Source organism: Dokdonia sp. (assembly GCF_039945015.1).
GTDB lineage: Bacteria > Bacteroidota > Bacteroidia > Flavobacteriales > Flavobacteriaceae > Dokdonia.
Map to the genome: position 1 here is coordinate 209,948 of NZ_JBDUXP010000012.1, position 21,683 is coordinate 231,630.

Sequence of the window (21,683 nt, forward strand, 5' to 3'; positions counted from 1 at the left end):
CTATTCCTAAGAATAAATGCATTGATTCTATTCATTTCGATGATCAAAAAAATACTCTAAAAAAAATAAATAACTAGTTATGATTAAATTTTTACTAACGATTATAAGTATCGTTTTTTTAGGTGAATATGTAAATGCTCAAAACTACAAATTTGGAAAGGTGTCTCAAGAAGAACTTGCAGAAGAACTACACAGATTAGATCCAGAAGCAGGTGCGGCGGTACTATATAGAAAAACAAATACAAGTTTTAAGTATAATCAGAATAGTAGTTCTTTTCAGGCAATAATTAAAGTTCATGAACGTGTCAAAATATATTCAAAAGAAAATGGAGGTGAAGTCGCAACCATTCAATTACCATTATATAAAGGGTATGGCGCTTCTGATGATAAAATAATTAATCTTAAAGGAAGTACGTATACATTAGAAGATGGAGGGATTAATGAAGTAAAACTTACTTCTAATGGGATTTTTCTTGAAGAATACACAGATTATTTAGACATTAAAAAATTTACAATGCCAAATATTACTGATGGTGCTGTTATTGAATATAAGTATACAATTATAACTCCTTATATAGGAAATTTATCTCCTTATCATTTTCAAGAAACAATCCCTGTTGATAAGGTTGAGATGAATTTTTGGGCACCAGAATATATGATTTTTAAAATCCATAATAAAGGCTGGTATTCGTTTGATATTAAAAGAGAAAAACGAAGAGATAAAATCAAACTTAAATACAAAGTAGAGTCTAGTAGATTGGTAGGTGGTAGTCGTAATAGAATAGAAGAAATAGAATTAGAATCTAATGGATATGAAGTTGTTTTAAGTGATGTTCCAGCTTTAAAAAAAGAAGATTTTACTTCAAATATAGAAAACTATAGAAGCGGAATAGAATTCGAGTTGAATTATACGAAGTTTCCTAATTCACCTATTAATACATATTCAACAAGTTGGGATGCAGTAGCTAAGGATATAAATGATTCTAAAAAATTTGGAGATCAATTAAGTGAATCTAAATTTTTTAAAAAAGTACTGGCAAATGTTGTAGATGATTCAAGTTCTAAGGAAGAAAAAATTGTTCAAATTTTTGAATTCGTTCGTTCTAATATTATATGGAATGGACAAAAAGGGATCTATGCTAGTAAAGGAGTTAGAAAAGCTTTTGATGAGAAAAATGGAAATAGTGCAGATATAAATTTGTTATTAGTTGGACTTTTAAGAGAGGCAGGGATAGATAGTAATCCTGTTTTAATAAGCTCAAAAAGCAATGGAATTCCTTTGTTTCCTACTCGTAATGGATTTGATTTTGTCGTTGCAGCTGTAGGAGGTGATGGAAACCCTTTGTTGTTGGATGCATCACATAAACTTAGTGCGCCACAGATTTTAAATACAGAGCTTATTAACTGGAATGGCCGTATGATTAGAGCTAATGGTACTTCTAGTGCAGTAAATCTGAATGCTCCAAAAATTGCAGTTCATAATAGTTTTGTTTCTGCTAGTATTGATGCAGATTTAGTATTAAAAGGAAATTCAAAAAATCGGTTTACAGGTCATTATGGTATGGAAGCTAGAGAAGCATATGTTGGTCTTAATAAAGAAGAACAACTTAGTAAAATAGAGCAAAAAAATAAATCATGGGAGATAGAAAAAGCTAGCTTTAAAGAGATGGAGAATATATATAAACCATTAGTGTTAGAATATGATTTTATTTCTGAAAGTACAGTAGAAGAAATAGGAGGTAAGTTATACATATCCCCTCTTTTAAATATGATACCAAATCAAAACTATTTTAAGTCAGAAAACCGCCTTTATCCGATAGATTTTGAATTTGCAAAAGAAGATAAATATAATATTACCATAAAAATACCAGAAGGATATAAAGTAGAATCTTTACCAGAAAAACTTGCCATAAACTTAAAAGGCGGCATGGGTACTTTTAGATTTGATATATCAGAATCTAATGGTGTAATTACAGTAGTAGAACAGAAATCAATAAACAGATCACGATTTGGTGCAGAAACATACAAAGACTTGCAACAATATTTTAAAATGATAACAAAGAAGGAAAATGAAAAAATTGTTTTAATAAAGTTATGATGGTAAAATATAGGTTACTTATGTTCTTGGTTTTATTTATGAGTACTGTCGTAACCGCTCAAGAATATAAAGTAGGGAAAATAAAAAAGCAACATTTTGAGATTGCTTTAAATGATGAACAAAAAGCGGCTCCAGCTGTTTATTTAAATAAATATAGAAGAACACATTTTGAGTACCGTGATGAACTAGATGGATGGGTGTTATTTACAACAGTGCATGACGTCATAAAAATCAATAGTATTTCTGGATTTTCATATGGAACAAAAAAAATGCAATTGTATCATGATGGTAGAGAAGTAGAAAATATAAAAAAGATAGAAGCATACACCTATAATCTTGAAGATGGCAAAGTAAAGCGTATTAAAATGGGTAAGGAAAGCATCATAAAAAATCGACTTACAGATAATGTCGATGAGGTGTCTATTGCAATACCAGCCATAAGACAAGGGTCTATTATAGAATACCAATATGTTATAGAATCTACCTATTGGGCAATTGATGATGTGATTTTTCAAGAAGATATTCCAGTGAAAAATGCTTTTGCAAAAATCGAGGTTCCACAGTTTTTTGATTATAATAAATTTGTGAAAGGCTATTTAGATATAGATCCAAAATTATATGTAGAAAGTCGAAATGAAAATTTTAGTATAGAACAAAAAAATCCTTTTGGAGGACGTACAAGTAGAACCCTTACTAGTAATATACAGTATAAAGAAGCTGTTTCAGAATATAGTCTCAAGGATATTCCTGCATTAAAAAAAGAAGCTTTTGTAAATAATATGGATAATTACCGAGTGTCTATTGTATATGAATTGGCTGCGGTAGAATTTAGAGAAGGTAAAAAACAAACCAGAGCAAAAAGCTGGGAAGAAGTTGCTCAGTTTTTAAATAGTGATGATCGTATTGCAGGTCAAATTAAAAGAACTAATTTTTTAAATGATGTAAGTACTGAGTTAAAGTCAAAATCTGTTGCGACTCTGGATAGAGTTCATATGGCATATAAATATATCCAGAATAAAATGACTTGGGATAGAAGTGCAAATAAATATAGAGTACAAAACTTACGTAAAGCCTATAATGATAATGCTGGCACGGCATATGAGATAAATGTATTATTAGTGGCATTACTTAAGAAAATGGGACTTAAAGCCGCTCCAGTAATGGCGAGTACTAAGGGACATGGAATTCCAATATACCCTACGATCAATGGCTTTGATTATGTAGTAGCTGCAGTATATTATAATAATGAATGGATACTTATGGATGCAACAGGAAAAAATTTATATCCAGGATTATTGCCAGAACGAGTAATGAATTGGGAAGGAAGACTCATAAAAGAAAATGGGCAGTCTATAGCAATTCCTTTATTTTCAAAAGAGTATTCAAGTAATAGATCTTTAATGATAGCAACGATAGATGAGAAAGGAGCTATTTCTGGAAAGTGTAGACGTAACTTTTCAAATAGTGAAGGCATCTATATTAGAAATACATACAAAGGAATTTCTAAAGATCGTCAAGAAGAGATATTAAAAGAACAAATAAACTTAGATGAAGTGTCAGATATTTCTTTTAATCTTGATCACTTGTTTAAACCAGCGACCATTTCTTTTAGCTTTAATACAGTAGATTTTACAGAAATAATAGGTGATAAGATGTATCTCTCTCCTCAATTGTTTTTAATAAAATCACAAAACCCCTTTAAATCATCAGATAGAGTCTTGCCTATAGATTTTCGCTACCCAAGAACAGTAGAGAATACGATAACATTTACGATTCCTGAGGACTATAAAGTAGTGAGTATTCCAGCAAACTTAGAAGTAAATATTTCTGAAGGATTGGGTTCTTACAAAATTAAATTTAAGCAAATAAATGAAACGAGTATACAAATTTCTAGCTCTTTTAGAAATAATAGTACACTGGTAGAGGCTGATGCTTACAATGAGATTAAAGATTTTTACACACAAATTGTTACCAAAGAAAAAGAAAAGGTAGTTTTGATAAAAAAATAATCATGGATATTTCAAACGCTCAACAAGCCGTAGATGAATGGATCAAAAATCACGGAGTCCGTTATTTTAATGAACTTACCAACATGGCACAGCTTACCGAAGAAGTAGGTGAAGTGGCACGTATTATCGCAAGACGATATGGAGAACAAAGCGAGAAGGAGAGTGATAAAAATAAAGACCTAGGAGAAGAACTGGCAGATGTGTTATTTGTGGTACTCTGTTTAGCAAATCAAACAGGAATAGACTTACAAGAAGCTTTTGATAAGAAATTAGATATTAAGACAAAAAGAGATCATGATCGTCATCACAATAACGAGAAGCTCAAATAAATAAAAAGAATGCTTCTTAGAACAGAAAATACCAAAAATCACCTTAAAAGTGATATTAGAATTACAGGCTCAAAAAGTGAGACTAATCGTCTATTACTTCTACAAGCTCTTTTTGAAGGACTTATTATAGAAAACACGTCAAATAGTGATGATGGGATGCTTATGCAAAAAGCATTAAAAAGCGAAGATGAGGTTATAGATATAAGTCATGCTGGAACAGCAATGCGTTTTCTTACTGCCTATTTTGCTATTCAGAAAGATCGTAAAACAATACTAACAGGAAGTAAACGTATGCAAGAACGTCCTATAGGAATACTTGTAGATGCGTTACGATCATTAGGAGCAGATATAGAATATCAAAAAAATGAAGGATATCCACCTCTATGTATTAAAGGGACTACATTATTAAAAAATAAAGTAACCCTACAAGCAAATGTAAGTAGTCAGTACATCTCTGCATTAATGCTTATCGGAGCAGCTTTGCCAGAAGGAATTGTAATAAACTTAGATGGAAAGATAACCTCTGTTCCTTACATTAAAATGACTCTAGAATTATTACATCAATTAGGGATTACGGCACACTTTGAAGGACAATCTATACAAATTAAACCATTCAAGGAGACAAGTAACATTAAAACAATTGTCGTAGAGTCAGATTGGAGTAGTGCCTCGTATTATTATAGTTTAGTAGCGATGATGCATACCCGTTCTAAGAGTGATGCCATCACACAAATAACAATCTCTAGCTATAGAAAGAATAGCTTGCAAGGAGATGCAGTACTAGCAGAGATATATAAACAATTGGGAGTTGTGTCACATTTTGAAGACCATAAATTGCATCTGCAATTAGACGCTGCGATACAATTGCCAGAAATATTACAACTAGACCTTAGTAATAGTCCTGACATAGCGCAGACTATAGCAGTGAGTTGTTTAGGTTTAGGAATAGGTTGTGAGTTAACAGGATTGCATACCTTAAAAATCAAAGAAACAGACAGATTAGAAGCGCTGTATGCAGAAATCACAAAACTAGGAGGTACTATTAAAGTAACAGATACATCGCTTTACCTAGAAAAAAGAACAACACCTTTAAAGGAAGATATTACGATAGCTACCTATCATGACCATAGAATGGCTATGGCCTTTGCACCACTTGGGTTATGTGTTCCAATAATGATAGAAGATGCAGGCGTTGTATCAAAATCATACCCTGATTTTTGGGAAGATTTGAAAACTTTGGGTTTTAAACAAGAGATAATTGATTAATTACTTGACAACCCCTATCCCGAGATTGTATATTTGCCACTTTGCAAAAATAAACGTGTTTTATATACGCTTTCGCGAAAACAACTATTTATACCTAAACTAAAAATAATTCCAACGGATGAAATTATCACATTTCAACTTTAATTTACCAGAAGAACTTCTTGCTGAACGTCCAGCCGAAAATCGTGACGAATCACGATTAATGGTACTTAATCGAAAAGAGCAAACGATAGAACATAAAATGTTCAAAGATATTATCGATTATTTTGAGCCTGAAGATGTGATGGTTCTTAATAATACAAAAGTATTTCCTGCTCGTTTATATGGAAATAAAGAAAAAACAGGAGCACGTATAGAAGTGTTTCTTCTTAGAGAATTAAATCCTGAAACACGTCTTTGGGATGTTTTAGTAGATCCTGCTCGTAAAATTAGAATTGGTAACAAATTATACTTTGGTGATGACGAAAGCCTAGTAGCAGAAGTTATTGATAATACAACCTCACGTGGACGTACCCTTCGTTTTTTATATGATGGATCATACGAAGAGTTTAGAAGAAAATTGACAGATTTAGGAGAAACACCACTTCCTAAATATATCAAAAGAGATGTAGAGCCAGAAGATAAAGATCGGTATCAAACAATATATGCAAAAGAAGAAGGAGCCGTTGCAGCTCCTACAGCAGGAATGCATTTTTCTAGACATTTATTAAAACGTCTTGAGATAAAAGGAATTCATTATGCAGAGGTTACTTTACATGTTGGATTAGGAACGTTTAGTCCAGTAGAAGTAGAAGATCTGTCTAAACATAAAATGGATAGTGAAGAAGCATATATCCATAAACCAGCTACAGAAATTATAAACAGAGCGATTAAGGAAAAACGCAGAGTATGTGCCGTAGGTACTACAGCGATGAGAGCTTTAGAAAGTGCAGTATCTAGTGCAAATACATTAAATGAGTTTGGAGGATGGACAAATAAATTTATTTTCCCTCCATATGAGTTTAGTATAGCAAACTGTATGATCACAAACTTCCATACACCAAAATCTACATTATTAATGATGGTATCTGCTTTTGCAGGACATGATTTAATGAAGAAGGCGTATGAAGAAGCAATAGAAGAGAAATACAATTTCTACTCTTACGGTGATGCGATGTTAATTATCTAATTTTCGCGAAAGCAAAAATTCTATAGATATAAAATCTAAAAAACTCAAGCACATTGCTTGAGTTTTTTTATGTCTTCATCTAGGTTTATGTTCCTTATGAAAAACCTAACTTTGCATCGTGATTACAAATAAAAAAGATATACGCAAACTCTCTAAAGAAGAACTCCGAGACTTTTTTGTTTCAGAAGGAGATAAGGCTTTTAGAGGAAACCAAGTATATGAGTGGTTGTGGCAGAAAGGAGCTCATAATTTTGACGACATGACTAATGTCTCAAAAGCAACTCGTGTATTATTAGACACTCATTTTGTGATCAATCACATTAAGGTAGATCAAATGCAACGTAGCAGTGATGGTACGATTAAAAATGCAGTACAATTACACGATGGGCTTATTGTAGAATCTGTTCTTATACCTACAGCGACACGTACAACAGCATGTGTGTCTTCACAAGTAGGATGTAGTTTAAATTGTAAATTTTGTGCTACAGCGCGTTTAAAACGAATGCGTAATCTAAATCCTGATGAAATCGTAGATCAAGTTGTCGTCATAGATCAACAGAGTAAACTCTATCACAATAGACCATTGTCTAATATTGTGTTTATGGGAATGGGAGAGCCTCTAATGAACTATAATAATGTTCTTAAGGCCATTGATAAGATTACATCTCCAGAAGGATTAGGAATGTCTTCTAAGCGTATTACAGTATCTACATCTGGAGTGCCTAAGATTATAAAGAAAATGGCAGATGAAAATGTAAAGTTTAACCTAGCAGTGTCTTTACATTCAGCTATACATGAAGTGCGTACAGAGATTATGCCATTTAATGAGCAAATGCCATTACAAGAACTCAAAGAAGCATTGCAATATTGGTATCTAAAAACTAAAAAACGGATCACCTATGAATACGTAGTTTGGGACGGAATTAATGATAGAAAAGTAGATGTTCATGCATTACTAGATTTCTGTAAAGCAGTACCTAGTAAAGTAAACCTTATAGAATATAACCCTATAGATGATGGACAATTTCAGCAAGCTTCTCCAGAAGCAATAGATATGTATGTCTCTATATTAGAGTCACAGGGGGTTACTGTCACAGTAAGACGCTCTAGAGGTAAAGATATTGATGCTGCTTGTGGGCAACTAGCAAATAAACAATAGTAGGGTGTCTATGCACCGACCATTTTCTTATATTTGATTCTAGATGAAAGTTGTAGCACAAATCAAAGAACCTATATCCTATGAAATGGAACTTTTTGAAGAAAAGTTTGCACTTTCTATGCGTTCTAAAGTAGCACTTCTTAATCGTATCACACATTATATTGTAAACAGAAAGGGAAAGCAAATGCGACCTATGTTTGTATTTCTAGTTGCAAAAATGCTAGGAAAAGGTCAAGTAAATGATCGTACATATCGAGGTGCTTCTGTTATCGAGCTAATTCATACAGCGAGTCTTGTACATGATGATGTTGTGGATGATAGTAATACAAGAAGAGGTTTTTTCTCTCTTAATGCTCTATGGAAAAATAAAATAGCAGTACTCGTTGGAGATTTCTTATTCTCAAAAGGATTGCTACTTTCTATTGATAATGAAGATTTTGATTTATTGCAAATTATTTCTGTTGCTGTTAGAGAAATTAGTGAAGGAGAACTATTACAATTAGAGAAATCTAGAAAACTAGACATTACAGAAGATATTTATTACGAGATCATACGTCAGAAAACGGCAACACTTATAGCTGCTTGTTGTGCACTTGGTGCTTGTGCTGTGCATGCCAATAAAGAAGAAGTAGAAAAAATGAGACACTTTGGAGAGCTTATAGGAACTGCTTTTCAAATAAAAGATGACCTCTTTGATTATGGAGATGATAAAATAGGAAAACCTACAGGTATCGATATCAAAGAGCAAAAAATGACACTACCTCTTATACATGTATTGAATAATGTTGAGGTCAAGGAGAAAAATTGGCTTATTAATAGCATTAAAAATCACAATACAGATAAGAAAAGAGTAAAGGAAGTGATCACTTTTGTAAAAGACAAAGGAGGACTTGAATATGCGACTTCTCAAATGAAAAAAATACAACAAGAAGCTTTAGAAATACTACACACCTATCCTGTATCCCAATATAGAGATTCGCTGGAACTTATGGTGAATTATGTGATAGATCGTAAAAAATAATAAAAAAGATACTGAGTGCGCTTTCGCGAAAGCGTATAAATAAACCATACCATAAACTAACTTGTAGTGATGATGAAATCTTATTTACATACCGCAATATGTGCAGCAATTGACGGAGGAAAAGCAATCATGGAAGTGTATGCTACAGATTTTGATGTGGTTATTAAAGAAGACGAATCTCCATTGACAATTGCAGATAAGAATGCAAATGCAATTATTAATACATACTTAGAGAAAACAGATATTCCTATTATTAGTGAGGAAAATAAACAAGCCGAATATTCAGAACGTAAAGATTGGGAGCGCTGTTGGATTGTAGATCCATTAGACGGGACAAAAGAATTTATAAAACGTAATGGAGAGTTTACAGTAAATATTGCATTGATAAAAGATGGAGTCCCATTTTTAGGAGTGATTTATGTTCCAGTTACAAAAACACTATATTTTACCTCAGACGATGGAGAAGCTTCTTATAAATTTGTGGTAGAAAACGACATTATTGTCAATGCCGAAGACATTGTCAAAAAAGCAATAAAAATTGCTCCAGCATTAAAAACCGAACCTGTAAAAGTAGTAGGAAGTCGTTCGCATTTTAATGAAGATACCAAGGCATTTATCTCAGAGATCGAAAAAGAAAAAGAAGTAAATATAGTATCAAAAGGGAGCTCCTTAAAATTTTGTGTTGTTGCAGAAGGCGGTGCTCATGTTTATCCACGTTTTGCACCAACTATGGAGTGGGACACTGCTGCAGGGCATGCTATTTGTAAAGCAGTAGGTGTCGCAGTAATTGATCAAGAAACTCAAAAACCACTCAGATATAATAAAGAAGACTTATTAAACCCTCATTTTCTAGTTAGCTATTAAGATGACTCAGTATAAAGAGGAATCACATACGAGAAGTTTATTAAAAGGAATTGTATGGCGCATTATTGCCACACTAGACACTATCCTTTTAGTACTTGTGTTTACCTGTTTATATGATCAATGTAGTACAGAAAATGCGTTTACAATTGCAACAATAGATTTTGTTATAAAATTAGTACTCTACTATATACACGAACGTTTATGGCAAAGACGAAGAAAAGCAACTGTGTCAAAAAGAGAAACTCTTTATAAATCTATTTCTTGGCGTATAATAGCTACTGGAATATTGTTTGTTATTTCTGGAGTTGTTTTAGAAGGTTATAGTGGGATTGCTCTTTTTATTGCATTGGCAGAGTTAATCACTAAATTTGTTTTGTATTATTTTCATGAGCGATTATGGCTACGTTTACCATTAGGTTACATCCGTAATCGTATATTTAAGAAATTTTAAAACAAACATGCAGGAAAATATCATTCCACATAATTTTAGTGTCGATCTTGAACAACTCAAAGCTATAAAGAATCATAATGCTTTTTTAATTTGGTTTACTGGGTTGTCTGGTTCTGGAAAATCTACAATAGCAAATGCATTAAACCAATCTTTATTAGAGAAGAAAGTGCATACTTGTATCTTAGATGGCGATAGTGTTAGAAAAGGACTGAATAACGATTTGACTTTTTCTCCAGATGATAGAAGAGAAAATATTCGCCGTATTGGAGAAGTCGCAAATCTGATGATTACACATGCAGGCTTAGTTGTTTTAGGAGCATTTATTTCTCCGTACGAGAGAGATAGATCACGTATTAAAGAAATTGTAGGAGAGGATAAGTTTGTAGAGGTATATGTAAGTACTCCTATTGAGGTATGTGAAAAGCAAGATGTAAAAGGATTGTATAAAAAAGCGAGAGCTGGAGAGATAAAAGACTTTACAGGGATTGATGCGCCTTATGAAGTGCCTTTAACTCCTGCTATAGAAATTGATGCAACAAAACATTCTATAAAGGAAGCAGCATCATTAGTGTTAACGTATATAGAAAGTAAACTGAATAATAATGGGTAAGTATTATTTAAATTATTTAGATGAATTAGAATCTGAAGCTATTTATATCTTAAGGGAAGTAGCAGCACAGTTTGAGAATCCTGTTATTCTTTTCTCGGGAGGGAAGGATTCTATTTTGGTAACCCATTTAGCCAAGAAGGCTTTTTACCCTTCAAAAATCCCTTTTCCGTTAGTTCATGTAGATACAGGGCATAATTTCCCGGAAGCAATTCAATTTAGAGACTGCTTGGTAAAAGAATTAGGAGTACAGTTAATTGTAGGCTCTGTGCAAGAATCTATTGATACGGGTCGTGTAGCCGAAGAAAAAGGACAGCACGCAACACGTAATGCGTTACAAATAACAACCTTACTGGATACAATAGAAGCAAACCATATAGATTGTGCTATAGGAGGAGGAAGACGTGATGAAGAAAAAGCAAGAGCAAAAGAACGATTCTTCTCGCATCGAGATGATTTTGGATCTTGGGATCCAAAAAATCAACGACCAGAATTATGGAACATCTTAAATGGAAAGCATTTTGAAGGAGAACATTTTAGAGCTTTTCCAATAAGTAATTGGACAGAGATGGATGTTTGGAATTATATTCTTCGAGAAAACATACAAGTTCCTTCATTGTATTTTGCACATCAACGAGATGTTGTTTGGAGGAATGATTCTTGGATCCCTGTTTCTGAATATTTAAATAAGAGAGAAGGGGAAGCGATACATTCTAAAAAAGTGCGTTTTAGAACGTTGGGAGATATCACAATCACTGGCGGACTAGAAAGTGATGCAGATACGCTGGATAAAATTGTAGCAGAAGTTGCTATGATGAAGCAAACCGAAAGAGGAAATCGTTCCGATGATAAACGTAGTGAGTCTGCAATGGAAGATAGGAAAAAGCAAGGGTATTTTTAAGCTTTCGCGAAAGCGTATTTAGGAAAAACTACAATATCATACCAGCAGCTACAGTCTCGTTAGTGTTATCATCTACTAAGACAAAACTTCCTGTAATACGGTTGTCTCTATATTCATCTATCATTAATGGACGTGTCGTTCTTACTTTTATACGAGCAATGTCATTCATCAGTAAATCTTTATTCTGTTCTTCTCTTTTATAGGTGTCAATGTCAATCTTATAAATGACTTCCTTGATCATTGCTTTTTGTTCATTAGACGTATGAAGAATCGTGTACTTTGTTCTAGGGCGAGCTGTATTTGTATGTAACCAGCAAATCATAGCGTCAAACTCTTGAGTAGGAGTAGGAGTGTTATTTGTTTTTACAATCATATCACCACGACTAATATCAATATCATCTTCTAAGGTGATAGATACAGACATGGGGGCGTATGCTTCTTTAAGAGATTCGTTTATAGTGTCTATGGTTTTGATAGTAGATGTAAAGCCTGATGGGTATATTGTTACCTTATCATTAGGTCTGAAAATTCCGCTAGCGACACGACCAGCATACCCTCTGTAATCAAGAAAATCTTTGCTTTGTGGTCTTAATACTGTCTGAACAGGAAAACGAGCATCTATTTTATTGATATCACTACTTATATGCATATGTTCCAAGGTATGAAGTAATGGTGCATCCTGAAACCAAGGCATATTTTGAGATCTATTTACAACATTATCACCATCTAGAGCGCTTATAGGAATGAATCGAATGTCCTTTACATGTAGTTTTGAAGAAAACTCTTCAAAATGAGAACGTATGTCTTCATAAACCTTTTCTGAATAATCTACCAAATCCATTTTGTTTACACATACAATGATGTGAGGAATTTGAAGTAACGAAGCAATAAACGCATGTCTTTTAGTTTGTTCTATAATTCCATGACGAGCATCTATTAAAATAAGAGCAACGTTTGCAGTAGATGCACCAGTAACCATATTACGAGTATACTGAATATGACCAGGTGTATCTGCAATGATAAATTTACGTTTTGGAGTTGTAAAATAGCGATATGCTACATCAATAGTAATTCCTTGAGCTCTTTCATCTCGAAGCCCATCTGTAAATAAAGCTAAGTCTATTTGTTCGTGACCCTTACGTTTACTTATGGATGAAACAGACTCTAATTGATCTTCAAAAATAGCTTTGGAGTCATATAAAAGTCGTCCAATGAGCGTACTTTTTCCGTCATCCACACTGCCAGCAGTTGTAAAACGTAATAATTGATTGTTGTCTATTATCATGAATTGGAATTATTGGGTGAATATAATAAATATGATAATGATGGTGAAGAAGACTTTGTAATTATGTTGTATAAAAAAAGCGATCCGAAGACCGCTTTTTTTATATTAATATAGATAAGGTAATTATTTTACAAACTTGATAGCAGTTTCTGTACCTTCTATAGATACTGTTGCAATATATACACCAGTACTTAATCCATTAAGATCAATAGTCTCAATTGTATTAGATAATTTCTGTGAAATTACTTCTTGACCAGAAATACTAAAAACAGAAATTGTTTCTATTGGAGTTCTAGCGTTTAAAGTAAGTACATTGTCAGAAACATATGATGAAAACCCTTCGATAGTGTTATCTTCTATAGAAAGAGTCTGTCCAGCCATAATTTGTGCATCTGCAACTGAGTTGTAAGCGTAGTCCTTAAGAGTCATTGTACCAGAATTTGCATCAGGAACGTTAACGTCTACACGAGCCCACCCATAATGAGTGTTACCGTTTAGTTGGAAAACTAAACCTACGTATGCATCAACTAGGTCACCACAAAACTGGCTACTACTGTATGCACATCCGTAAAAGTTATTATCTGCTCTTCTTAGAGGATCAGTTGTAGGTGATGTAGCATCAATGATATCTCCAGCGGCTAAATTAGAACCGTAAAAGAAGTTACCGTTAGCAAAACCAACAAATACATTGTCAGTAGAACCCATACCGCCACCTTGGTCAACACCTGGGAAACCAACAAAACCAAAACCTCCTGTGAAGTTTGGTAAATCTAAAGAAAAGTCTATATCTCCATTTTGATCAAGATCAACAGAAGTAGTAGAGCCTAGGGTATTAATGGTAACGTCATCTATGTCTGTATAGACGATCTGACCGCTAACATTTGCTACTCCTAAAATAGCAGCAGACATAGCCCCGTAATTAAGTAATTTTTTTGAAGTAATTTTTTTCATAAATTAAATTGTTTATGTTCGTAATGTAATTGCTATTTTACAGCAGTAAAACTCAATAATAGCTCACAAATTAGAGATAATTTTTAAGGTGGACAATATTTAACCAGAATATATTTTAAATGGAAAGAAAAAAAAAGGATAAAAAAATAAAAATAGACCTGTCTAATGTGCCTGTAGATAGCTCATTAGGATTGCTTGCAGTAGGGGATATTGCATTTGTAGAATGGAGGAAAGTTAAAAAGGCTCATAATATTGTAAAAGGAGTTAAGGTTATAGAAAATAATACAGATGAGTAAGAAAAAACTTTTATTAATAGGATGGGATGCTGCAGATTGGAAAATAATTGGACCTTTGCTTGCTAAAGGGCAGATGCCAGCTCTAAAAAAAATGATAGATAATGGTGTTTATGGTAATATGAGTACTATGAATCCACCTTTTTCGCCTATGTTATGGTCTTCAGTAGCCACTGGTAAAACAGCAGATAAACATGGTGTTTTAGGGTTTATAGAAATTATGCCAGATTTAGAAGGCGTGAGACCTGTTACTACAAACTCTAGAAAAACTAGAGCCATTTGGAATATTTTACATAATAAAGGATATAAAAGTAATTTAGTAGGTTGGTGGCCTAGCTATCCTGTAGAGCCTATTAATGGAGTCGTTATCTCTGATAAATTTCAGAAAGTTAACATAGATCCTAATAAACCTAGTCCACTAGCAAAGGGTACCATACATCCAAAAAGTGCATATGATGATTTCTTAGATTTAAGAATGTTTCCATATGAAATTACTAAAGAGCATATTCTTCCATTTATTCCTAGAGCAAATGAGATAAACCAAGAGGAGGAAAAAACGTTAACAGCATTTGCTCAGATGATGGCGCAAAATGTCTCAGTACATAACGCAACTACAAAATTATTGCGTACTACAGAGTGGGATTTTATGGGAGTTTATTACGACCTTATTGATCATTTCTGTCACACATTTATGAGATTTCATCCTCCTTTATTACCAGGAGTTGATAAAGAAAAACATGATATATATAAGGAAGCTGTGATTGGTGCATATCGCTTCCAAGACATGATGTTAGGACGTACTTTGGATTTAATTGATGATGATACGACAGTTATGGTGATGTCTGATCATGGGTATGAATCTGGTAATAAGAGAATTTTAAAAGAAAACATGCCTAAAGTACAAGCAGCTCCAGCATTAGAGCATAGAGAATTTGGCATGTTTGTCGCCATGGGACCTAATATTAAGAAAAATGAAAGCGTTTTTGGATTAAACCTTTTAGATATAACTCCAACTATATTACATCATTTTGGACTGCCTGTAGGAGAAGATATGGATGGTAAGGTAATACTAGAGATGTTTAAAGAGCAGAAACAACCTGAATTTATAAAAAGTTGGGAAGATGTAGAAGGTGATTTTGGAGAAATAGACAAAGACGAGAAGCCTGATGCATTATCTGATTATGAAGCAATGGAACAGCTTATTGAATTAGGGTATATAGATAGGCCTGATGAAAAAAAAGAAGTTGCTATACATAAAGTGAGATGTGATCTAAAACACAACCTAGTAACTGTGCATCTAGGGAGGAAAAACTATGTAGAGGCAAAACGATTATTGCTGGAATTAATAGAAGAACCAGATCCTATAGATATAGCTCCTTATTATAAAGATTTAGTTACGATAAGTGTAACTAATAAGAATTATAAAGAAGCATCCGAATATTTAAATAAACTTAAGAGAACAGATACCAAAATTAAATATAATCTGTTTTTTCTAGAGGTAGATATTCATGAAGGATTAGGAGAAACTCGAAGAGCACTTAAGATTTTAGAAGATGCATCAGAAGTACGAGGGCATTTAGGAGAAATATGGTACAGGATTGGGACGTTAAAATATAAAATGAGTGACTATGAACCTGCAAAAATAGCTTTTGAGAAAGCAATAAGTATCGAGTCTGATAAGGCAAAATACCATAGAGGAATGGCAGAGGTGATGCTAAGTCTAAAAGAATATGAAGAAGCTGTAGAGTATGCTTTGACAAGTATTGAATTGGTAAGGAATTTTCCTCAAGCTCATTTTGTATTAGGACAGGCTTTAGAAAAATTAGGAGATTTAGAGAATGCTAAAATAGCTTTTGAAATGGCTTCTAAACTTAAACCTATCATAGCCCAAAAAGATATTAAAGCTTTAGAAAATATAGAAGAGAAACTTGAGACACCTATAGAGCTTAGAGATAAAAATACATTTAAATATCGTAAAGATCAGATCGTTGTGGTTTCAGGATTGCCAAGATCAGGGACATCGCTTATGATGCAAATGCTTGATAAAGGGGGGATGCCTATACTTACAGATAATAAAAGGAAAGCAGATGAGTCTAATCCAAAAGGATACTATGAGCTTGAATCTGTGATGTCTATCCACAAAGATAATTCTTGGTTAGATCAATCTAAAGATAAAGCTGTCAAAGTAGTAGGGCCTCTCTTAAAACATTTAGATCCACAATTTAGATATAAGATTATTTTTATGAAGAGAGATTTATTTGAAATCATTAAATCACAACGTAAAATGATAGGTAAAGATCCAAGTGTATTACCTGTTAAGTTAATGGATTCTTATAAAAAACTTTTAGAAAATATAGAAAATTGGAAGGAGAAGGAACCAGGAGTAGAGCTTGTCTATATAGATTATAAAGAAACTTTAAGTGATCCTCAGACATCTTTGAATAAAATTGAAGAATTTTTAGGAGTTGATTTAGATAAAGAAGAAATGGAAAAATGTATTGATGTTTCTCTTTATAGAAATAGAGGAAAAGAAAGTAAATAAGAAAATGATCTTAAACTTAAAAAGGAGTTACCATTCGGTAACTCCTTTTTTTTATAATCTATGTTTTGTTAGCTGTTAAGCTCTTACGGCTCTATTTAAAATTAAATCTAAATATAGATTGAGCTTGTCCTTAAGTTCTTGTCTCGGTGTAATAAAATCTAAGAAACCATGTTCTTGAAGAAACTCTGCAGTTTGAAATCCTTCTGGTAATTCTTTTCCTGTAGTATCTCTTACGATACGAGGTCCTGCAAACCCGATAAGTGCTCCAGGTTCAGAAATATTAATGTCACCTAGCATGGCAAAAGAAGCAGTTGTTCCTCCCGTAGTTGGATCAGTACATAATGAAATGTAAGGAATACCAGCATCGGCAAGTTGTGCTAATTTTGCAGATGTTTTTGCAAGTTGCATTAATGATAATGCAGCTTCCATCATACGTGCACCTCCAGATTTTGAAATAATCATAAAAGGAATGTTATTTTTAAGGGAATAATCTGCTGCACGAGCAATTTTTTCTCCTACAACGCTACCCATAGATCCACCTATAAAACGAAAATCCATACAGGCAATAACAAGATCTTCTCCTTTAGATTTTCCTACAGCCGTACGTACAGCATCTTTAAGACCTGTTTTCTCCTGCGCTTCTTTTAATCTATCGGTATACTTCTTTTTATCTTCAAATTTTAAAGGATCTTTAGAGGTAAGATTCTTGTCTAACTCTTTGAACGTATTGTCATCAAAAAGAATTTCAAAGTATTCTTTACTTCCAATACGTACGTGGTAACCGTCTTCTGGACTGATATAGAAATTCTTTTCTAATTCTTCTGTATCAACGATTTTACCAGTAGGCGATTTATACCACAGTCCTTTAGGAGTGTCTTTTTTTTCTTCGGTAGGAGTTTGTATTCCTTTATCTTTTCTCTTAAACCAAGCCATAATATGAGGGAGTATTTATGAGTATATGTTTATGCTTTCGCGAAAGCGTACTATAATGTATTTACATTATTTAAATCTTCAAAAGCTTTTTCTAATCGAGCACGCATAGTGCCTTCTGCCTTACGTAGCCAAACACGCGGGTCGTAATATTTTTTGTTTGGTGAATCATCACCCGTTGGATTACCGATTTGAGATTTAAGATAGTCAGTATTCTCATTAAAATAATCACGTATTCCTTCTGCGGTTGCATATTGAAGATCTGTATCAATATTCATTTTAATAACACCATAACTTATCCCTTCTCTGATCTCTTCTAGTGTAGATCCACTTCCTCCGTGAAAAACAAAATCAATATGATTATGCTCAACACCGTATTTTTGAGTAATGTGTTCTTGAGAATTTTTAAGAATCTTTGGAGTTAACTTCACATTGCCTGGTTTATAAACTCCGTGTACATTTCCAAATGCAGCGGCAATTGTAAACTGATCACTTACTTTAGAAAGTTCTTCATATGCATAAGCTACCTCTTCAGGCTGTGTGTATAATTTTGAATCATCTACATCAGTATTATCTACACCGTCTTCTTCACCTCCTGTAATACCTAACTCTATTTCTAAAGTCATGTCCATTTTCTCCATACGTTCAAGATACCCTTTACATATTTCGATATTCTCTTCTATAGGCTCTTCACTTAAATCAATCATATGAGAACTAAATAATGAATGCCCATGTTCTTTATAGTAAGCTTCACTAGCATCTAGCATTCCGTCCATCCAAGGCAATAATTTTTTTGCACAATGGTCTGTATGAAGTATTACGGTTGCTCCGTATGCTTTTGCAAGTTCATGTACGTGTTTTGCTCCAGCAACAGCTCCAGCAACAGCTGCTTTTTGATTCTCATTATTTAACCCTTTTCCAGCATTAAATTGAGCTCCTCCATTACTGAATTGTATAATCACGGGAGCATTAAGTGCAGCAGCCGTTTCTAATACAGTATTGATACTATTTGATCCAATAACATTTACAGCAGGAAGTGCAAATCCTTTTTCTTTTGCATAATTAAAAATCTTTTGCACTTGATAACCAGTAGCAACTCCTGGTTTAATAGAATGAGCCATATTTTTGATTTATGTTTAAGGTGGTAAAAATAAGAAATAATATAGTAAAACAGTCTAGGATTGTAAGGGAAACTAAAAGGAATTGCGATAACGTTTGAGAAGAAGGTAAACCCTTTTAGAAAGGGTAGTTTATCCCAATATTATAAACAGCATTCGAAAAATTATATTCTCTAAACCATCTATTTCCTGTTTCTAAAGAGGGATCATATGTCTTAAAACCAACATCAAATCGAAAAAGGAAAAAATCAAAATCCAATCGTAATCCAAAACCAGAACCTACAGCAAGATCACTTAAACTTGAAAACCCTCTGAATTGAGAATTTTGATCTTCTACATTATCAAAAACGTTCCAAATATTACCAGCATCTACAAATAAGGCACCTTCAAAGAAACCTAATAAATCAAAACGATGCTCAACATTAAAGGCAAGTTTCATATTTGCTTCATTAAATTCATTTGGGGCACCACTGCTTCCTGGCCCTAACTCATAAGCTCTCCAAGCACGATTGTCATTGGATCCTCCTGCAAAAAAACTACGCGTAAAGGGAACACTGTTTGCATTACCATACGGCACTGCAAGACCTCCAAAAGCTCTAATAGCAATAATATTGTCGTTTCTTAATTTCCAATGTTTTGTATAGTCGATCTCCGTTTTTGCATATTGAGAAAAAACAACACCAAAAATACGAGAGTTGTCATTTTCATCTTTAGGAGCATTTGCAATATTTGCTGCCGCAGACAAGACATTACCTGCGAGTTCAAGACGAGTTCTAAATCTAGAATACGTATCGTCATACAAATTATCTCTATTGTTATATGTGTATGTGAAATTAAGTGCAAAAATAAGGTTGTCCTCAGTTAGTCGATCTTGTCGTTCACGTATAGCATTAACTTCAGAAACCTCGTCATCATTAAAACCAGAAACAGTCCCGTTTGTGACATCATTAATAAAACTATTTGCTCCATTAGGAATAGAAAGCGTAGGCGTAGTTGCATCTGCCTGAAAGTAATCAGGGTTTATATTGTCAATATTTGATGTAGCTAATGTGTTAAGATCGTCAAAACTATTTCTGTAAATATTAAAATAATTATTAGAGTTGATGTTACGAACATATTGTGCGTCGATAAGATCAAATGTAAAAGTATTTGTTTTAGATGGTGTCCAGTTATAGGATAATCCTCCAGCAAAACTTTGCTTATCTAGTCCTATGTTTTGTTGTACACTTAATCCTAAATTAAGACGTGTACTAGGTTGCCATTGAGCAGGAATAAGTTTTGTCGTATTAATAGGAAAAAATATTCTTGGAAAAAGAATACTGGCATCTATTCCTATTTCTGAAATATTAAAAAAGCTATCATCATCATTGGCCGCGTCATCAGAAGCTCCTAAGCTACCTCTTCCAGAAATTTCTAATGTTTCTGCACCTTTGAAGATATTACGTATGAGTAGAGAACCAAATCCTGCAATACCAATATCTTGAATGTTTGATGTAGATACATCAAAATCTGCTCTAAGTTTATACTTGTCAAGAGGTGTAAGTCGGATACTTGCAATTAAATCTGATCCTGTAGAATCTGCAGGATCTTGCTGATAAATAATACTAGGGTATTTAAATGTGTTCAGTCTACTTAAACGTGTTAATGTTTGCGTTTTGTCTATATCTCGATATATCGCTCCAGGTTTAAGAGGAATAATGTCGGTAATAGCATTAGTCCTGTATTTTATTCTATCGTATGCATAAAAATTAAATCCATCTGCATTTATAGAATCGGCATATGTGCTATTCTTATTTGCATAACCATAATCAGTAACAATATTGATCTTGCTTATTTTATGTACTTTAAAAGGGAAATCTTTAATAGAATCACCGATAGTCTCTTTTCGGTTATCTATAAAATACTCTATGTTAGATTTATGTCCAGTATTATTAGAATCTACTTTTACTCGAATACGATCAGATTCAAAATGATACAGCCCATTATTCCTAAATAGTTTTTCTATACGTGCTCTTTCTCTATCAAGATTTAATTTTTGATAAGGATCACCTTTTATAAGATAAGATTCATTTTTATGAACATGATAGATAGAATCTGCAACGGGTGACGCAATAATAGGGGTTATAGTATCTAGTGGATACGGTTTATGACGTATTACGTTATAATGTACAGTTGCTCTCTGATTACTATCTCTTTTAATCTTATAATCGACTTCAGTATTAAAATATCCATTATTAATATAAAACTTAGCAAGTCTATTTGCCGATTTCTTAGTAAGAATTTCATTTACAATAGTAGGCGCTTCTCCTGTTTTTTTAATTCCAGAATTAAAATCCTTTTTGAATTTTCTAAAAGACTCTACTTGCTTTCGCGAAAGCAAACGCGTCCAGAAACTACGTCGAGTATCATCTTTTGCACGTTGTACATTTAAAATAGAATCTATGTTAGGTCGTGCCCAATTATATATATAAAGACGGAAAGGAGCTTTAAGTAGCTCTGTGTTAGGTTTTTGGTATAGAAAATTATAATAACGTTGGTCTGTGATTTTTTCTCCATCTACTGTAATTGTGTTTTCAGTGAGTAGATGTTCATCTTTAGGAACACGTTTAATTGCATTACAACTAGCAAGTAGGACTGCTAGAAGAATAAATAATGATATTTTTGTAAACGTATATTTCAAGTGGGTGAGGA

The 21,683-nt window shown here is 33.3% G+C and carries 18 protein-coding genes; 13 read left to right on the forward strand and 5 right to left on the reverse strand.

Features of this window, described 5'->3' with window-relative positions:
* Positions 1-79 precede the first annotated feature (79 nt).
* From ABJD27_RS09860 to cysD, 11 genes are all read left to right on the forward strand, one after another.
* A complete protein-coding gene (locus ABJD27_RS09860) occupies positions 80-2,098 on the forward strand; it encodes a transglutaminase domain-containing protein (protein WP_348162859.1) in 2,019 nt (672 codons plus the stop codon).
* A complete protein-coding gene (locus ABJD27_RS09865) occupies positions 2,095-4,107 on the forward strand; it encodes a transglutaminase domain-containing protein (RefSeq protein ID WP_348162856.1) in 2,013 nt (670 codons plus the stop codon). The genes ABJD27_RS09860 and ABJD27_RS09865 overlap by 4 nt, the downstream gene beginning before the upstream one ends.
* A 2-nt stretch (positions 4,108-4,109) precedes the next feature.
* A complete protein-coding gene (locus ABJD27_RS09870; RefSeq protein ID WP_348162853.1) occupies positions 4,110-4,436 on the forward strand; it encodes a nucleotide pyrophosphohydrolase in 327 nt (108 codons plus the stop codon).
* A 9-nt stretch (positions 4,437-4,445) separates the two neighbouring features.
* The gene (locus tag ABJD27_RS09875) at positions 4,446-5,702 is read left to right on the forward strand and encodes a 3-phosphoshikimate 1-carboxyvinyltransferase (protein WP_348162850.1); all 1,257 of its coding nucleotides are present in this window, start codon (positions 4,446-4,448) and stop codon (positions 5,700-5,702) included.
* A gap of 118 nt (positions 5,703-5,820) precedes the next feature.
* Positions 5,821-6,870, forward strand: a complete 1,050-nt coding sequence (gene queA, locus ABJD27_RS09880) for a tRNA preQ1(34) S-adenosylmethionine ribosyltransferase-isomerase QueA (protein WP_348162847.1) — start codon at positions 5,821-5,823, stop codon at positions 6,868-6,870.
* 118 nt (positions 6,871-6,988) lie between these two features.
* On the forward strand, positions 6,989-8,029 hold the full coding sequence (gene rlmN / locus ABJD27_RS09885) for a 23S rRNA (adenine(2503)-C(2))-methyltransferase RlmN (RefSeq protein ID WP_348162844.1): 1,041 nt from the start codon (positions 6,989-6,991) through the stop codon (positions 8,027-8,029).
* Between the two features lie 43 nt (positions 8,030-8,072).
* Positions 8,073-9,050 carry a polyprenyl synthetase family protein gene (locus tag ABJD27_RS09890; protein WP_348162841.1) on the forward strand — a complete coding sequence of 326 codons (978 nt, stop codon included), beginning with the start codon at positions 8,073-8,075 and terminating at the stop codon, positions 9,048-9,050.
* 69 nt (positions 9,051-9,119) lie between these two features.
* Positions 9,120-9,914, forward strand: coding sequence for a 3'(2'),5'-bisphosphate nucleotidase CysQ (gene cysQ, locus ABJD27_RS09895; RefSeq protein ID WP_348162838.1), 795 nt, complete (start codon positions 9,120-9,122; stop codon positions 9,912-9,914).
* A 1-nt stretch (position 9,915) separates the two neighbouring features.
* Positions 9,916-10,365 (forward strand): DUF2061 domain-containing protein, encoded by a 450-nt coding sequence (locus ABJD27_RS09900; RefSeq protein ID WP_348162835.1) that lies wholly within the window; start codon positions 9,916-9,918, stop codon positions 10,363-10,365.
* Between the two features lie 7 nt (positions 10,366-10,372).
* On the forward strand, positions 10,373-10,975 hold the full coding sequence (cysC, locus tag ABJD27_RS09905; RefSeq protein WP_348162832.1) for an adenylyl-sulfate kinase: 603 nt from the start codon (positions 10,373-10,375) through the stop codon (positions 10,973-10,975).
* Positions 10,968-11,873: a sulfate adenylyltransferase subunit CysD gene (cysD, locus tag ABJD27_RS09910; protein ID WP_348162830.1), complete on the forward strand. Its 906-nt coding sequence runs from the start codon at positions 10,968-10,970 to the stop codon at positions 11,871-11,873. The genes cysC and cysD overlap by 8 nt, the downstream gene beginning before the upstream one ends.
* Positions 11,874-11,901: 28 nt before the next feature.
* Here the strand turns inward: cysD and ABJD27_RS09915 are convergent, their stop codons facing one another.
* Together ABJD27_RS09915 and ABJD27_RS09920 are read right to left on the reverse strand one after the other, a co-directional pair.
* Positions 11,902-13,158 (reverse strand): GTP-binding protein, encoded by a 1,257-nt coding sequence (locus tag ABJD27_RS09915; RefSeq protein WP_348162827.1) that lies wholly within the window; start codon positions 13,156-13,158, stop codon positions 11,902-11,904.
* Positions 13,159-13,281: 123 nt separating this feature from the next.
* Positions 13,282-14,109 (reverse strand): T9SS type A sorting domain-containing protein, encoded by an 828-nt coding sequence (locus ABJD27_RS09920; protein WP_348162824.1) that lies wholly within the window; start codon positions 14,107-14,109, stop codon positions 13,282-13,284.
* 119 nt (positions 14,110-14,228) lie between these two features.
* Between ABJD27_RS09920 and ABJD27_RS09925 the strand changes: the two genes are divergently transcribed.
* Both ABJD27_RS09925 and ABJD27_RS09930 read left to right on the forward strand, forming a co-directional pair.
* On the forward strand, positions 14,229-14,405 hold the full coding sequence (locus tag ABJD27_RS09925; RefSeq protein ID WP_348162821.1) for a hypothetical protein: 177 nt from the start codon (positions 14,229-14,231) through the stop codon (positions 14,403-14,405).
* Positions 14,398-16,944 carry an alkaline phosphatase family protein gene (locus ABJD27_RS09930; protein ID WP_348162818.1) on the forward strand — a complete coding sequence of 849 codons (2,547 nt, stop codon included), beginning with the start codon at positions 14,398-14,400 and terminating at the stop codon, positions 16,942-16,944. The genes ABJD27_RS09925 and ABJD27_RS09930 overlap by 8 nt, the downstream gene beginning before the upstream one ends.
* 75 nt (positions 16,945-17,019) lie before the next feature.
* On the opposite strand, the gene accD is transcribed toward ABJD27_RS09930, so the two are convergent.
* From accD to ABJD27_RS09945, 3 genes are all read right to left on the reverse strand, one after another.
* The gene (gene accD, locus ABJD27_RS09935) at positions 17,020-17,877 is read right to left on the reverse strand and encodes an acetyl-CoA carboxylase, carboxyltransferase subunit beta (protein WP_348162815.1); all 858 of its coding nucleotides are present in this window, start codon (positions 17,875-17,877) and stop codon (positions 17,020-17,022) included.
* Between the two features lie 50 nt (positions 17,878-17,927).
* Positions 17,928-18,995, reverse strand: coding sequence for a class II fructose-bisphosphate aldolase (fbaA, locus tag ABJD27_RS09940; protein WP_348162812.1), 1,068 nt, complete (start codon positions 18,993-18,995; stop codon positions 17,928-17,930).
* 115 nt (positions 18,996-19,110) lie between these two features.
* Positions 19,111-21,672: a BamA/TamA family outer membrane protein gene (locus tag ABJD27_RS09945; RefSeq protein WP_348162809.1), complete on the reverse strand. Its 2,562-nt coding sequence runs from the start codon at positions 21,670-21,672 to the stop codon at positions 19,111-19,113.
* Positions 21,673-21,683 lie beyond the last annotated feature (11 nt).

Bases quoted from the DNA above. Each gene is read 5' to 3' on its own strand.
- cysD (WP_348162830.1), top strand. From the start codon at position 10,968: ATGGGTAAGTATTATTTAAATTATTTAGATGAATTAGAATCTGAAGCT.
- ABJD27_RS09915 (WP_348162827.1), bottom strand. From the start codon at position 13,158: ATGATAATAGACAACAATCAATTATTACGTTTTACAACTGCTGGCAGT.
- ABJD27_RS09930 (WP_348162818.1), top strand. From the start codon at position 14,398: ATGAGTAAGAAAAAACTTTTATTAATAGGATGGGATGCTGCAGATTGG.
- ABJD27_RS09900 (WP_348162835.1), top strand. From the start codon at position 9,916: ATGACTCAGTATAAAGAGGAATCACATACGAGAAGTTTATTAAAAGGA.
- accD (WP_348162815.1), bottom strand. From the start codon at position 17,877: ATGGCTTGGTTTAAGAGAAAAGATAAAGGAATACAAACTCCTACCGAA.
- ABJD27_RS09860 (WP_348162859.1), top strand. From the start codon at position 80: ATGATTAAATTTTTACTAACGATTATAAGTATCGTTTTTTTAGGTGAA.
- ABJD27_RS09870 (WP_348162853.1), top strand. From the start codon at position 4,110: ATGGATATTTCAAACGCTCAACAAGCCGTAGATGAATGGATCAAAAAT.
- ABJD27_RS09920 (WP_348162824.1), bottom strand. From the start codon at position 14,109: ATGAAAAAAATTACTTCAAAAAAATTACTTAATTACGGGGCTATGTCT.
- cysC (WP_348162832.1), top strand. From the start codon at position 10,373: ATGCAGGAAAATATCATTCCACATAATTTTAGTGTCGATCTTGAACAA.
- ABJD27_RS09865 (WP_348162856.1), top strand. From the start codon at position 2,095: ATGATGGTAAAATATAGGTTACTTATGTTCTTGGTTTTATTTATGAGT.
- cysQ (WP_348162838.1), top strand. From the start codon at position 9,120: ATGATGAAATCTTATTTACATACCGCAATATGTGCAGCAATTGACGGA.
- queA (WP_348162847.1), top strand. From the start codon at position 5,821: ATGAAATTATCACATTTCAACTTTAATTTACCAGAAGAACTTCTTGCT.
- ABJD27_RS09875 (WP_348162850.1), top strand. From the start codon at position 4,446: ATGCTTCTTAGAACAGAAAATACCAAAAATCACCTTAAAAGTGATATT.
- ABJD27_RS09890 (WP_348162841.1), top strand. From the start codon at position 8,073: ATGAAAGTTGTAGCACAAATCAAAGAACCTATATCCTATGAAATGGAA.
- fbaA (WP_348162812.1), bottom strand. From the start codon at position 18,995: ATGGCTCATTCTATTAAACCAGGAGTTGCTACTGGTTATCAAGTGCAA.
- ABJD27_RS09925 (WP_348162821.1), top strand. From the start codon at position 14,229: ATGGAAAGAAAAAAAAAGGATAAAAAAATAAAAATAGACCTGTCTAAT.